14 protein-coding genes are annotated in these 13,518 nt (G+C 61.7%); 3 read left to right on the forward strand and 11 right to left on the reverse strand.

What is annotated here, in order from left to right; all coding sequences use genetic code 11:
* Positions 1-28 precede the first annotated feature (28 nt).
* A complete protein-coding gene (locus QP994_RS03230) occupies positions 29-985 on the reverse strand; it encodes a hypothetical protein (protein WP_284865356.1) in 957 nt (318 codons plus the stop codon).
* A gap of 177 nt (positions 986-1,162) precedes the next feature.
* On the opposite strand from QP994_RS03230, the gene QP994_RS03235 reads away from it, so the two are divergent.
* Positions 1,163-2,326, forward strand: a complete 1,164-nt coding sequence (locus QP994_RS03235; RefSeq protein ID WP_284865357.1) for a hypothetical protein — start codon at positions 1,163-1,165, stop codon at positions 2,324-2,326.
* On the opposite strand, the gene QP994_RS03240 is transcribed toward QP994_RS03235, so the two are convergent.
* The 10 genes from QP994_RS03240 to hpt all read right to left on the reverse strand — a co-directional run bounded on the left by QP994_RS03240 (position 2,323) and on the right by hpt (position 11,103).
* On the reverse strand, positions 2,323-3,126 hold the full coding sequence (locus QP994_RS03240; RefSeq protein ID WP_284865358.1) for a pantoate--beta-alanine ligase: 804 nt from the start codon (positions 3,124-3,126) through the stop codon (positions 2,323-2,325). The two genes, QP994_RS03235 and QP994_RS03240, sit on opposite strands and share 4 nt — an antisense overlap.
* Positions 3,127-3,144: 18 nt before the next feature.
* Positions 3,145-3,837 (reverse strand): 6PGD fold domain-containing protein, encoded by a 693-nt coding sequence (locus tag QP994_RS03245; protein WP_284865359.1) that lies wholly within the window; start codon positions 3,835-3,837, stop codon positions 3,145-3,147.
* 10 nt (positions 3,838-3,847) lie between these two features.
* Positions 3,848-4,969 (reverse strand): DUF6779 domain-containing protein, encoded by a 1,122-nt coding sequence (locus QP994_RS03250; protein ID WP_284865360.1) that lies wholly within the window; start codon positions 4,967-4,969, stop codon positions 3,848-3,850.
* Positions 4,970-4,979: 10 nt separating this feature from the next.
* Entirely contained in the window at positions 4,980-5,447 is a 468-nt protein-coding gene (locus tag QP994_RS03255) for a DUF3180 domain-containing protein (RefSeq protein WP_284855181.1), read from the reverse strand.
* Positions 5,444-5,926 (reverse strand): 2-amino-4-hydroxy-6-hydroxymethyldihydropteridine diphosphokinase, encoded by a 483-nt coding sequence (gene folK / locus QP994_RS03260; protein ID WP_284865361.1) that lies wholly within the window; start codon positions 5,924-5,926, stop codon positions 5,444-5,446. The genes QP994_RS03255 and folK overlap by 4 nt, the downstream gene beginning before the upstream one ends.
* A gap of 5 nt (positions 5,927-5,931) precedes the next feature.
* The gene (folB, locus tag QP994_RS03265; protein ID WP_284865362.1) at positions 5,932-6,324 is read right to left on the reverse strand and encodes a dihydroneopterin aldolase; all 393 of its coding nucleotides are present in this window, start codon (positions 6,322-6,324) and stop codon (positions 5,932-5,934) included.
* Entirely contained in the window at positions 6,317-7,177 is an 861-nt protein-coding gene (gene folP, locus QP994_RS03270) for a dihydropteroate synthase (RefSeq protein ID WP_284865363.1), read from the reverse strand. The genes folB and folP overlap by 8 nt, the downstream gene beginning before the upstream one ends.
* 2 nt (positions 7,178-7,179) lie before the next feature.
* Entirely contained in the window at positions 7,180-7,848 is a 669-nt protein-coding gene (folE, locus tag QP994_RS03275; RefSeq protein WP_284865364.1) for a GTP cyclohydrolase I FolE, read from the reverse strand.
* Positions 7,841-10,297, reverse strand: coding sequence for an ATP-dependent zinc metalloprotease FtsH (gene ftsH, locus QP994_RS03280; protein WP_284865365.1), 2,457 nt, complete (start codon positions 10,295-10,297; stop codon positions 7,841-7,843). The genes folE and ftsH overlap by 8 nt, the downstream gene beginning before the upstream one ends.
* 155 nt (positions 10,298-10,452) lie before the next feature.
* Complete coding sequence (hpt, locus tag QP994_RS03285) at positions 10,453-11,103, reverse strand: hypoxanthine phosphoribosyltransferase (protein ID WP_284865366.1); 651 nt, start codon at positions 11,101-11,103, stop codon at positions 10,453-10,455.
* 187 nt (positions 11,104-11,290) lie between these two features.
* On the opposite strand from hpt, the gene QP994_RS03290 reads away from it, so the two are divergent.
* Both QP994_RS03290 and QP994_RS03295 read left to right on the forward strand, forming a co-directional pair.
* Positions 11,291-12,214 (forward strand): hypothetical protein, encoded by a 924-nt coding sequence (locus tag QP994_RS03290; RefSeq protein WP_284865367.1) that lies wholly within the window; start codon positions 11,291-11,293, stop codon positions 12,212-12,214.
* A 99-nt stretch (positions 12,215-12,313) separates the two neighbouring features.
* The gene (locus tag QP994_RS03295) at positions 12,314-13,375 is read left to right on the forward strand and encodes a hypothetical protein (protein WP_284865368.1); all 1,062 of its coding nucleotides are present in this window, start codon (positions 12,314-12,316) and stop codon (positions 13,373-13,375) included.
* Positions 13,376-13,518: the final 143 nt, after the last annotated feature.

A 13,518-nucleotide genomic window follows, 5' to 3' on the forward strand; every position in this document is an offset into this window, starting at 1 on the left:
GAACCGATGAGAACTGGGATGTGTACTGCTACTTGTAATCGGAGAAGAAATCGCTAGCGTCCCGGTTCGCGAACTGGAAATCAGCAAGGCGTGCCTTGCCGTCCTGGATCACCACAAAAACAGCACCGCCGGACGAAGAACCGTTCTTGTTGCGAACCTCCACGAAGTACGCCGCATCAGCACCCAACTCATCCTTCAATGCACGCTCGTAGGCCTCATCATCGGTCTTTGTAAAGATGTAGAGGAAGTCTCTCGCATCCAAAACCTCGCCAGCCTTCGGGTCAGAAGCCTTGAAGTAGTTGTCCACGCCCGAGAAGCCGTCGTTCACTTCAAGCTCATCAAGAATGTCGCTGCGCGATTCACTCAACGAGTTGTCAATGAGCCAACGCTCAGTCTCCTCGTTCGTGCGCAGTTCAAGGAACTGATTGGTCAGCTTCTGTGCCTTCGAGGCATTACGGTCCCCACCACCGATACCGGCGACCAGACCCCAGATGAGCAGCATGACCAGCGCAGTGGCCACTGCGGTACCAAGGATGACGCCCTTGGAGGAACGGGCAATCTCTGACTTGGTCTTCTCCATCGCCGGGTTCAGGCGCTCCTGCGCCATCTTGGAGTACTCGGTGAAGGTCTCGCGCCCCTTGTCAAAAGTACTCGGGCCCTGCTCACTCTGTGGCTGACCCGGCGCGAAGCCCTGCGCACCGGCAGCACCAGCAGCACCTGCCGGGGCACCCCCAAAGTTGGCCTGGGCCAGGTCGCGGAGGGCGGCGATGTTGATGTCGGGCGCGTTGACGTCGTTAAGCTTCTGATCGTAGAGGCTGCGACGCTGCGGATCACCGAGAATATCGCGGGCGATGCGCAGCTCCTCAATGCCACCCGGGTTGGTGGCAATGCCGGAGTTGATGCGGTTATCCAGCTCCTGTGCCAGCGTCGCGGGGTCTGCTGAACGGTCGAGGCCGAGCGAGTTGTAGAGGTCGTAGTGTGCCATGTTCTGAACTAAGTCCTTTCTCACATCCCGGCGCAGGCCGTCGGGCTTCCGCTGTCTAGGGCTGAATGATAGCGAAGTATTTTCAGTCTGGACACATGAAACCTGGACAAACCACTACGGTAACTAGTGTGAAACCCGCACTGTTGGGCAGATTTCGCACCATGAAGGAGCACATCCATGACGCAGCAGAACCCAGGTTCCTACAACTGGGGAGTCCCCACCCCGGCGTATGGCGCAGGACCACCTCAGCCTATGCCGCCACAGCAGCCACTCAACACGCAATCAGCTAAGCGAGGCTTACCGACGACTCTCAAGGTCCTCCTCGCCCTCCTCGCCGCGCTGGCCTTGACATTTGCTGGACTGTGGATCTTCCAGAAGCTGCGCCCTTCCCCGACAGGCCCACTGGGTTGGGATGAAACCACGTTGTCCTCCAAGTTGGAGGCAGGCAAGCTCACGGAATGTGAGCTGGGCACTGACTTCTATGATTCAGTGGGCATCAAGGACGTGGAGAAGGATTACGAGGAGTGCATCGGCACCGCGACAAGCTCCGACGGTGCGGAATTCACCGTCACTCTCGACGCGTCTGCCTCGCCGAGTGGCAACGGCAAAGCCCCCAAGGATGCGGCATTGACTGGGTGGAAGGAATCCACCGACTCGTCCTCCGTCCCGGATGAGGTCAAGGACTTGGCTAATGACAGCTACGGCCGAGGCCAGCAATGCACCATGTCGAGCTCGAAGCCCATGCTGCAGAAAGTAGAGCTGAGCACCAATGGCCCGTGCGAGGCGCTGTACCCGGTGGCACGCCAGCTGAACAACCTGCAGACGCAGTATGACTGGGAGCGCACCTCTCACGGCATGTTCGACTTCGGATCGCCAGAATTCCTTGAAGTGAAGGCGGAGCCACAGTCCCTGGTGGTGCCTGTATTCAAGCAAGCCAAGGATGAGGCCCGCGGCTTTGGTGACACGCTAGAAATCAAAGACCCGGATTATGAGGGCACGACCTTCACCATCACCGGCGGCAACATCAGCAGTGGCAGTTCACCACGCGTGTGCGCCGAGGGCGAAGTGACGCTGGGCAGGAACACCAATGAGGGTGCCTACCGGTTCAACCTGCCAGACACCTACGTGGCGTTGTTCCCGAATGGCCAGCGCTTACAGCTGAACGCGGAGGACTACCCAGTACGCATGCAGGAGGGTGAGACCAAGGGTGGCCTGCGTTTCTGCTCCTCTTACACACCCGAAGTGATGAGCAAGGAATTCGTGGTCTTCGTTGGTAGTTCTCCTGACGACGAGTACGCCACCTGGGTAGTCAAGGACGGCGGCGAGAACGAGGAGGCTTAAACCCCCGGCCCCTCACCCATGTTTTTAAAGCCGACACCGACGGGCACGCCCACGTTGTCAATGAGGCGCACGGGACCGAAGGTCGCGGCGGCGAGCAGACGCGCGTCGCCCGTCTCCGGTGCCGGACCGAAGCTCAAGTCGCGCACCTCGACATAATCGGGGGTGACACCGCCAGCCTCTAAGACACCGCGCACGGTCTCCAAGATCACGTCCACACCACGCTCCGCCACGTGCGCCCCAGCGGTCAGTGCTGCCGAGAGCGCCAAGGCTGCATCTTGCATGTCATCGGGGACGCGGTCATTGCGCAAGGACATGGCGACGCCGCCGGTTGCGCGGATCGTCGGCAAGCTATGAAGCTGAACCTCCATGTTGAGCGCGCTGACTGCCTGCTGCAGCGCGACGAGTTCCTCAAAATCCTTCTCCCCCACGACGACGTCTGAGGCGTGCGCGGCGTTGATCGCGGCGATAGTGCGCGTGATATTCGCACTGATCTCCTCCGGATCCTCCAGGTGATCCAGCTGCGGACGAATGCGCACCGGCGGGGTGAAGCTGCCATGGAAGACCACGTCCACGCCCTCACGCGCGAAGTCCTCCGGAACCTCCTCACCGCCGAAGGTGACCATGACAATGCTGCCCAGCAGCGACTTCGCCGCGCGGATCAACGCGATGTGACCAGCGTGAATCCCAGTGCCGAGCGGCACCAGCACAACCCTCTTGCCGGTCTTGCGGAACGCCCGGCCGTACGTAGCAAACTGCGCGGGGTCCGTCACGACCACCGCATTCCCCGGTGTAAACGTCATACCCGCAAGGGTACGGCCCTACAGCGAATTCTTCCCCATCGCCCACAGTTCAACTGACGACGACCCCCTGCGCGCTGCTTGCCTACGTTCCAATTCCACAAACAATCTCCCAATACTCGGGTCCTCGATGGTGTGGTACATCTGCTCCAGATGTGGAACGTCCACCTGCAAGTTCTGGCCTTCCCCAGGCAGCGTCCAGTACTCATCGAGCTCCAGCCCGATCGCCGGCACTGCCTGGGTGAGCAGCTCAAAAGCATCCAGACGCGCCTCATCCACGAGATCAAGCATCCTTTTGCCTGCCATGATCACGGGGCGCTGCGCATCCTCAATCATGGTGAGGTTCCCACCCATCTCCGGGATGAGCAGGCTCAGCACCGACTCCCCCACCTCATCAGCGGCGGATGCGACCCAAAAGTCCTTCCACACCCGGTGCGCCGCCATCACGATCGCGCCCTGCACCTCCAGCGGGTCCAACACCTGCACGCCGTACTCCAACGACGTGTGCATGACCAGCTGCCCGCGACGGACCTCGCTGAGCCACCGGTCCACCATCACCTCAAGCGGCACTCCCGGCACGTCCAAGACAATCATGTCCACGTCCAGGTGGTCCCCATCGCCGTTAATCTGGCGCGCGGTATGCCCAGCGAGCTCAAACAGCTCGACGGTTTCCTGGTCCCCGAGCACCCCAACAGTCAGGCGCGGTTGCGTCATCGTGATTGACCTACTTGTTCTTCTTGCTGCGCGCCAGAATCTCCGCCACCGTCAGCGCACCCTCGCGGTGCTCATCTGCACGACGACGCCCACGGTGCGTCTCCTCCGGCGCCTCCTGCTCAGCCGGCTCAGCCTGGACAGCCTGCGCGGCTTGCTTGCGCTCGGCGCGTTCACGGGCCTCCTGCTCCGCGCGTTCACGGGCCTCGCGCTCTGCGCGCTCTTGGGCTTCTCGCTCTGCACGTTCGCGGGCCTCGCGCTCTGCGCGCTCCCGAGCTTCGCGCTCTGCGCGCTCCCGAGCCTCACGCTCTGCACGCTCGCGCGCTTCACGTTCCGCACGTTCTCGCGCTTCGCGTTCGGCACGCTCGCGGGCTTCCTGCTCCGCACGCTGACGAGCTGCTTCCTGCTCTGCTCGTTCGCGCTCTTCCTGGCGTTCGCGGATCAGGTCCGTCAACGGGTTACGGCCCTCCGGTATCGGCTGGGAGCCCACGCGTCCAGCAACAGCATCCGACGACGGCGCGCCACTGATGTGCGAAGTCGCAGGCTGCGTCGGGCGGGACAGAGCATTGATCGCCTCTTTCTCATCCCGGTCGCGCACAGGGGTAATGCGGGCGGTGTCCTCGGTGGAGTTGGACATCTGCGGGGCAGGCTGTGCTGGCTGCGACGGCCCTGCAGGCTGTGCCTGCTGCGTACGCGCTTCGATCTCGCGGATGCGACGGGCTTCGGCCTGGAGGGCAGCGGGCTCATAACCGAATTCGCGGCCGGAGAGATCCTCAAGCTGGGCGCGAAGCGCAGCGAGTTCCGCGCGGATTTCGCGCAGGACATCAGTGTCAGCGGCTGGTGGCTGGCCGTCGGCAGCGCGGGCGGCTTCGTTGCGGGCGCGGAGGGCTTCCAGCTCAGCATCGTGTTCGCGTTCGCGGGCGGCGAGGAGGGCTTCGGCCTGTTCACGGTCCTTACGTGCGCGGGTAACTAACAGGAAGCCGATGATCGCGGCCCACAGGGAGGCGAGGAGGGCAATCTGTAGCCATGCGGAAGAATCGCTGAAAAGCATGATCACGGTCGCAACAAGCGCGAGCACGATCAGAACAATCATCCAGAAATTGCCGCTGTCGCGGGATCGGTCCTCACCAGTCATGGTGCTTACCTTATCCTGCCGACTCACCCTCAGCAGGTGGCGACACCTCACAGGACCTCTCCAGAATCAGCCCAGCTACAGCCAACGCCACACCCCCAAGAGTGCCCGCCAACACCCCAGGTAGGTCCGCCTCCGCGGCCGCCAACACGTTCACGCGCGGCACGACCCACACCGCCAAACCCAAAAACCAGCCACCAGCAACAGCGCCCGCCCAAGCACTAGCCTTACCGACGACCATAAAGTTAGCCACCATCATCGGATTCATCTGCGAGCGATCCAACCCCACGCGTCCTTCCTCACGCCGGCGGCGCACCATCACAGTGAGGAAAACGCACAGCACAGCAATAATCCACAACGGCAGGGACCACACCGGAGAAATGGTTTGCCACGCCCCGTAGAACCTACGCACGAGGATGAGCGCCGCCGCGGCGAAGAAGCCGGCAACGGCAACGAGTTCAGCCGTGTTCGTGCGGGTCATGCGGGGCTCACCTGGTTCTCGGAGGTATCTGGAAGTGCGCGCAGAAGCGCGTCCACGCGCTGACCACCCATTGTGGCCTGCTCGTCGAGCTCCAACCAGGGAACCAACACGAAGGCTCGCTCACTCGCGCGCGGGTGCGGGACGGTGAGGTCGGGGGTGTCGACGAGGATTTCCTGCCCCGCTGCGCTAAAAAGCGCAACGATGTCCACGTCAAGCGTGCGCGGCCCCCACCGCACATCCCGCACGCGGCGCGCGTTATTCTCCGCGGCTTGGCAGCGCGCCAACAGTTCATGTGGCGTGCAATCGACGTCCACGATGAGCGTCTGGTTGAGGAAGTCGGGCTGCTGCACTCCACCCCACGGCGCGGTGCGGTACACCTGCGACGCTGCGACGAGCTCATCTGCGAACGAGCGCACCACGCTGGCCAGGTGGGCGCGGGAATCCTCCATGTTGGAACCGGTGGACAGCACAGCACGCATCACGTTTACGCCTCCCGGCCGGGCAGGGTTCGGGTTTTGCGGGAGCGGCGGGCGGTGACGGCGATGTCGTCGATAAGCAAGCCCACCGGCGCGTGCGGCTTGTGCACGGTGACCTCGACGGCGTGGAGCTGCTCGTAGCGCGCGAGCGCGTCGTCGGCGATCTCCGTGGCCACCGTCTCGATGAGTTCGCGGCGCGTGCCCTCCGCGATCCGGACCGCGCCGGCGGCGAGCTCGGCATAGTTGATGGTTTTGGTCAGGTCGTCCGTGCGCGCGGCGTCAGCGAAGTCGAGCCAACACGTGATGTCCAGCAAGAATGGCTGGCCAAACTCCGCCTCGTGCGGCAGAACTCCGTGCCCGGCGAAGACCTTGATGCCGGTGAGTTGGATGCGATCAGCCACGAGCTCCTCCTTGCCATGCAGCGGCGACGTCGACCGCATCGCGCGAGACGTCGACCTCATGCACGCGCACGCCCCACGCGCCGAGGTGCGCGCTGATCGCGGTAACAGCGGCGGTTGCCGGGTCAGCCAGCGACGGGTTTGCCTCCAGCCCACGGTTCGCGCGAATCTCCGTAAGGAAGCGTTTGCGCGACGCCCCCACGAGGACCGGCAGGTCACCGGCAATGAACTCCGGCAGTGCGTGGAGCAGCGCCCAGTTATCGGCCGCCGTTTTGGCAAAGCCCAAGCCCGGATCAAGCACGATCTGGGAGTGCTCCACGCCGGCGGCGAGGGCGTTGTCGGTCAGGCGTCTCAGCGTCTCGTGCACGTCCGCCACCACGTCCCCGCCGTGGTCAGCGCTGCCCGATGCGTTGACAAAGTCCGCATTGTCCACCGTGCGCCAGTGCATGAGGCACACCGGCAGCGCGGTTTCCGCCATGACGCGATACATGTCTGGATCAGCTAGGCCACCAGAGACGTCATTGATCATGTCCACGCCGGCCTCCGCCGCGGCGAGTGCCGTCGACGCGCGCATCGTATCCACTGACGTGCGGATTCCTTCCGCGTACAACGCCGCAATCACCGCTTTAGCGCGCTCCGCTTCCACCTCCGCCGGCACGCGGGTCGCGCCCGGGCGGGTAGATTCTGCGCCGACATCGATCATGTCCGCGCCCTGCGCCACCAGCTCCTTCGCGTGCGCGATCGCACGGTCGCGGTCGAGCCACTTCCCGCCGTCAGAAAAGCTATCCTCCGTGACATTCACAATGCCCATGACCATCGTGCGGCCGGGTGTGGTCAGGTCTGCAACAGTAACCATCTTTACCCCCTGATCAAGCTCAACACTTCAGCGCGCGAGGCCGCATTGCGTTTGAAACCGCCGCGCACAGCCGACGTCGTGGTCGTCGCCCCCGGCTTCCGAATACCACGCATGGCCATACACAAGTGCTCACATTCGATCACCACGATCACGGATTGCGCATTCAGCTTATCGACGAGCGCATCCGCAATCTGACTAGTCAACCTCTCCTGCACCTGCGGCCGCTTCGCATACATATCCGCCAGGCGCGCTAACTTGGACAGGCCAGTCACGTGCCCGTCCTCGCCGGGGATGTACCCGATGTGCGCGACACCGTAGAACGGCACCAAGTGGTGCTCGCACGTGGAGTAGATCGGCACATCCCGCACCAACACCAGCTCTTCATGGTTTTCCGCGAAGGTCTTTTCCAACACCGTCGTCGGATCCGTGTGCAAGCCCGCAAAGACCTCTTCATAGGCCCGCGCCACCCGCGCTGGCGTTTCCAAGAGTCCCTCACGGTCCGGGTCCTCGCCCACCGCAAGCAGCAGTTCACGCACCGCTGCCTCTGCGCGCGCCCGGTCGAAGGAGGGGCGCTCCTCGGATTGCTGTGGCGTGGCCTTCTTCGTCTCTGCCGGGGCTCCCGCATTCGGGTTCACCGCACGGGCAATTGCCGCGTTCAAAGGATCAGTCATCATTAGTGTCCTCCGGCTTGAAGTGGCGGGGAGCAGATTCACGCTCAATGCTTTCAGTGTCCTGCTGAGCACTAGTCGCCTGGTCACTGTCGTCCCAGACGTGGTCCGACTGTTCATTCTCCGGCAGGCGGAAACCGATCACTTCGGTGTCAGCGTTGCCAGCTGGACCTGTCGGTCCAGCAGGAGCGACGGGGTCATGCGGTCGTGCCGGGCCTTGTGGCCCGGTTGGGCCGGAAGGCCCAACCGGGTATGCACGGTTACCCGGGTGCTGCTGCGGTGGGCGTTTGTCGCCAGGGAAGGACCAATCGGCGGGAGGCTGGGGGCCACCATAACGCGGTTGCGGACCACGCGGGCCGGGGTTCATGGGGCCATTCTGAGGGTCATTCTGCGGACCACCTTGCGGACCACTCGGTGGCGCAGCGTACGGCCCAGCCTGCGCCTCACGCTCAGCTTGACGGCGAGCGCGAGCTTGCTGCGATGCCTCCAACAGCGAGAACTTCTTCGGCGGTTCCTCGCCTCGTTCCTCGGCGAGTTCAACCGGAGTTTTCACCGGTTCGCGTCCAATCTGACGGCCAAAGCGGGAATCCACCGGCGGAAGACCAGAACCCTGTGGCTCAATGCCATCAAAGATGGCCTCCAGGTCACCACGGCGCAGCGTCTCCTTCTCCAACAGCTTGGAGGCAAGAACATCTAGGTAGTCGCGGTGTTCTTCGAGGATGGAGTAGGCGCGGGTGTGGGCGACGTCGATAAGCTCATGCACCTCGCGATCGATGGTCTCGGCGACTGCGGGCGAGTACTCCAGCACACCACCACCCATCGCGCGGGCGAAGGGGTCGCCGGCTTCATCGCCGTACTTGACCGTGCCCAGCGTGGACGACATGCCGTACTCCATCACCATCGCGCGAGCGATCTTCGTGGCCTGCTCGATGTCCGCGGACGCGCCTGTGGTGGGCTCGCCGAACACGAGCTCTTCCGCCGCGCGACCGCCCATGGCGAAGACGAGGCGGGCGAAGAGCTCATCGCGGTTGTACATGCCCTTGTCATCTTCCGGCGCTGTCATCGCGTGGCCGCCGGTTCGACCGCGGGCGAGGATGGTGACCTTATATACGCGCTCAATATCCTTCAGCGCCCACGCCGCGAGCGTGTGACCGCCCTCGTGGTAGGCCGTGACCTTCTTCTCCTTCTCGGAGATGACCTTGGAGCTGCGACGCGGGCCGCCAATCACACGGTCCGTGGCCTCCTCCAGCGCGTCCGCCGTGATCACGTTGCCACCGATGCGGGCAGTGAGCAGCGCAGCCTCGTTGAGCACGTTAGCCAGATCCGCACCCGACATGCCTGCCGTGCGCTTGGCCAGGGACTTCAAGTCCACGTCTGGGCCCAACGGCTTGTTCTTCGCATGGACCGTCAGGATCTTCTCGCGGCCGGCCAAGTCAGGGTTGGTCACCGGGATCTGACGGTCAAATCGGCCCGGACGGAGCAGCGCCGGATCGAGGATGTCCGGACGGTTCGTCGCCGCGATGAGGATGACGCCTTCGCGGTCGCCGAAGCCATCCATCTCCACGAGCAGCTGGTTCAAGGTCTGCTCACGCTCATCGTGGCCGCCACCGGTACCGGAGCCACGCTGGCGGCCCACCGCGTCAATCTCATCCACGAAGATGATGCACGGGCTGTGCTCACGCGCCGTTTTGAACAGGTCGCGGACGCGGGAGGCGCCGACACCGACGAACATCTCCACGAAATCCGAGCCCGAAATGGAATAGAACGGCACGCCCGCCTCGCCCGCAACAGCGCGGGCCAGCAACGTTTTACCGGTTCCCGGCGGGCCGTAGAGCAACACGCCACGCGGGATCTTGGCACCCAACTTCTCGTAGATCTCCGGATCCTGCAAGAAATCCTTAATCTCCTGCAGCTCATCCACCGCTTCATCGGCGCCGGCGACATCCGCGAACGTATTCGTCGGCATGTCCTTAGTCAGCTGCTTCGCCCGCGAACCACCAATACCGAACATGCCGCCACCAGCCTGCATGCGGTACATGAAGAAGAAGATAAGGCCGAAAACCAACAGCATCGGCAGCATAAAGCCGAGCATGGACATCAGGAACGACTCCTGTGTCACATTCGTGGTGTACTTATCAGCCTCCGCGCCCTTCACCGCGTTGAAAATGTCCGGCGTGGTGCGTGCCGGGTACTGAGCCTGAATCTCCTCAATCCCCTCACGCTCCTCCACCGTGATCGGCTCGCGCAGAGTCAAGCGGACGCGCTGCTCCCGGTCGTCGATCTGAGCTTCCTTCACGTTCTTCGTGTTCAGCTGCTCAATCGCGACCGACGTTTCCACCTCTGTGTAATTACGCGACGGGTCCCCGATCAGCGTGGTCACATACAACAGGATGAGGACAACGGCGGCAAAAATGCCGTAGCGCACAACGTTTTTGTTGGTCTTGTTTTTCATCTAGCCTTCGTGCGTTCTCAAGCGTAGGGATTAGGGGTCAATAACGCCTACAGCCTACCCATCGCCCGGAGCATTCCCACTTTTGTACCAGTGGGCGGGATGAAAGAGCCGGTCCGCGCACGGACCCCGTACCGCCGGCCCACAACCCAGCGGGGCTAGATCTCTACCGCGTCCGGGCCTTCTTCGCGGGACGGCACCGGCTCTTCACCGGAGTAGACGCGCGGGTGCAGCGTGCCAATGTAGGGCAGGTCACGGTAGCGCTCGGCATAGTCGAGGCCGTAGCCGATGACGAATTCGTTGGGGATGTCAAAGCCGACGTCGAAAAGCTCGATCTGCGCACTTTGCACCTCGGGCTTACGCAGCAGGGTTATCACGTTCAGGCTCTTCGGTTGGCGGCCCTTGAGGTTCTTGAGCAGCCAGGACAAAGTGAGGCCGGAATCGATGATGTCTTCGACGACGAGGACATCGCGGCCAGAGATTTCCTTGTCCAAGTCCTTCATAATGCGGACGACACCGGAGCTGGTGGTGGAGTTGCCGTAGGAGGACACTGCCATGAATTCCACCTGGGAAGGGATGGACAGTGCACGGGCGAAGTCAGTAAGGAAGTACACCGCACCTTTGAGGACACAGACCAAGATGAGGTCTTCTTCGGCGTCCTTGTACTGTTCGGAGACTTTGTCCGCCATTTCGCGGATTCGGTCTTGCAGTTCGTCTTCCGGGATCAGTATCGCCTCAACGTCGTCGCCGTAGCGGTGTGCTGGGACCTGGAAGTCTTTGTGATCGCGCAGCTTCGTTCCATCAGCCATACGGCTATTTTGCCAGAAGATTGCTTGCGCGCGGTCCCCCACCCCCTCTTCCCTCAACCTCATCCGGCGTGTAGTAGCCGAGTTGAGCTTCGCAAACGTTGAAACAAAGGCTGCTCCATGCGCTACTCTGTATAAAACTCTGCTTAAAGGAGCCTGAGAAATGCGTCCTCGCCTTATAGTTTCCGCTGTGTTTACCACTGTGGCTGTGTCGTTGTCTCCCGTGGTTGCCCACGCCGCACCCGCCCCGGTGACGGGCGTGGGGTTGAACGGGCCCGAGAATAAGTCTGTTGCCGTTGACGCGCAATTTAATCCTGACGATGCCTACACCGTCGGCCTTCAGGCATTACGTCAGCTGCGCGGCGAGATGTGGGACCTCAACCCGCGCTTTACCCTGCACCTTAATTCCAAGCCAACTCACCTCCAAGACATTGCGGCCGAGTACCGCCTGAACAATAAGGAGGAGTACGTCAACGGCTTTTCCATTGATCACACCTTGACCCGCATTGCCATTCAGCGTGCTGTGGAGGAGACCGGCAGCAAGGACTACACGCAGACGCGCAAAGCCAACCACATACGCCCAGATGGCACGGACTTCTGGAAAGCCATGGTTAATCCCACCTTTGAAGATGAGGCACAAACCGTGGAGGAAGCCCTAGATGCTGGTAGCAATCTGCGGGATTCCATTCTGAACCGCTGGGGGCGCAGCCAGCTAGACGGCCTCAATAAGGTTGGTGGCCATAGCAAATATGAGAGTGTCTACCTTCACTTGTTGCTCAACCCGCAGTACAGATACTACGGCTTCGCCCAAGTGAGCATTCCGGGTTCGAAGCATGGGACATACACGGTGGCGGAGGCAAACACAGTGCCCCACAAGGGCACCAAAATGCCGACGGGCGAACAGCGCGTGTGGCTATACCGCCCCGCAGCGCCCGGTGAGAAACCAACGGGATTAAGAAAAGGAGTACCGGGCCCGCTGCGTGACCTCAACGGCCCCAGCAGCGCAGGTGGATCGAGCGGTGGGGCGGGCCCGATCCTCGGCATCATCTTCGGTGTCTTGGGCGTGCTGGGGATCATCGCGGGAATCGCGCGACAGCTCGGCCTTCTCGGCTAACTCATCTGCATGACAAGGCGCAAAACCATCTACTCCTTTAGAGCTGGAAGACCCGGTCCCACGTCCACTTGTTTTTCTTAAAAGCGAAAGAGCATGAACATGAACAACTCAAACCCCTACGCCCTGCAACTCCCGCAACAGCCATACCGCCCACCACACGAGCACCCAAAGAAGACCTCGGCTGGGCTCATCGTCGGGGCGATACTAGCAGTCCTTGTGCTGATCGGGGTTGTATCGGCGGGATGGAATTACTTCAGCGAGATCTCCAGCAGGAAAGTAGCGGACGCAAAGAAACTCGAACAAGCTTTCACCGGGGGCAAGCTGAGCGGCTGCGACTTGGGGGATGAGTTCTTCGGCCCAACGGGGTGGACGGACGTCGAGAATAAGGGCGAATTAGGTTGCTCCGGCTACTATGACACTCTGCAGGGCCAGATTTGGACTATGTTGAGGTTCGGCAGGGACACCAGCGACACCCCCATGGAACCCGCAACGGAGGACATCACGGGCTGGGAACAGTCCGCTTACTACTCTCCGGAAAATCCTGTGTGCGTGATGCGGAGCGACGCCCCAGAGTTAGCTCATGTTCAGCTCATAACCAAGGCACCGTGCAAAACACTGTATTCAATGGCTGTGCAGCTGAATAACCTCGTGGTGCAATACCGAGGCGAGAAAAGCGACCTCACGTATATGGACGCCACGCGAGAGCCACCGTACATCGCATACGGCCTCTATGTGGAAATGATCGAGTATACGACGCCGCTGGGCACCACGCAAACGATTGTTACTAGTGAGTCCGAAGGAACGTTGACCGTCGACGATGTGCAGATCCTTTATCGGCCAGACGAGCAACGACACGACCTGTGTGTGCATGCCACATTCAACACCGGGCCGTTCAGTCCGGGTCAAACCACAGTGCCTAAGCCTGGCCTGACCCTAATCAAGCCAACGGGTGAGACCACCGTCATCGACTATCAGGTTGAAAACAAGACGTACAAGGAATACGAGGACGTCCCACTCGAAGGCTGCATTAATTATACGCTGGAATTCCGCAATGCAGAGCTGTTAATTGGCGCGTCAAATCGCATCAACCGCGATCCTCTCGTCACCAAGTCATGGTCCTTTCGCGTTGGTGGAGATTTCGGCGAGAAAGTAGTGGGCTAGAGCGCTGCCACGGTGGGTCCGCTCGGCCCCAGCTGGGGGGGATTCTGCCTGTCGTGCGCCACCAGAACGACACCGAACAGAAGTCAACCGATCGGCTCGGCAATGCAGCCGAGCCAGTTAATGTTTTCGTGGGTACAGGTTGT

The organism is Corynebacterium sp. MSK044, assembly GCF_030232825.1.
In the GTDB taxonomy this organism is placed as follows: Bacteria; Actinomycetota; Actinomycetes; order Mycobacteriales; family Mycobacteriaceae; genus Corynebacterium.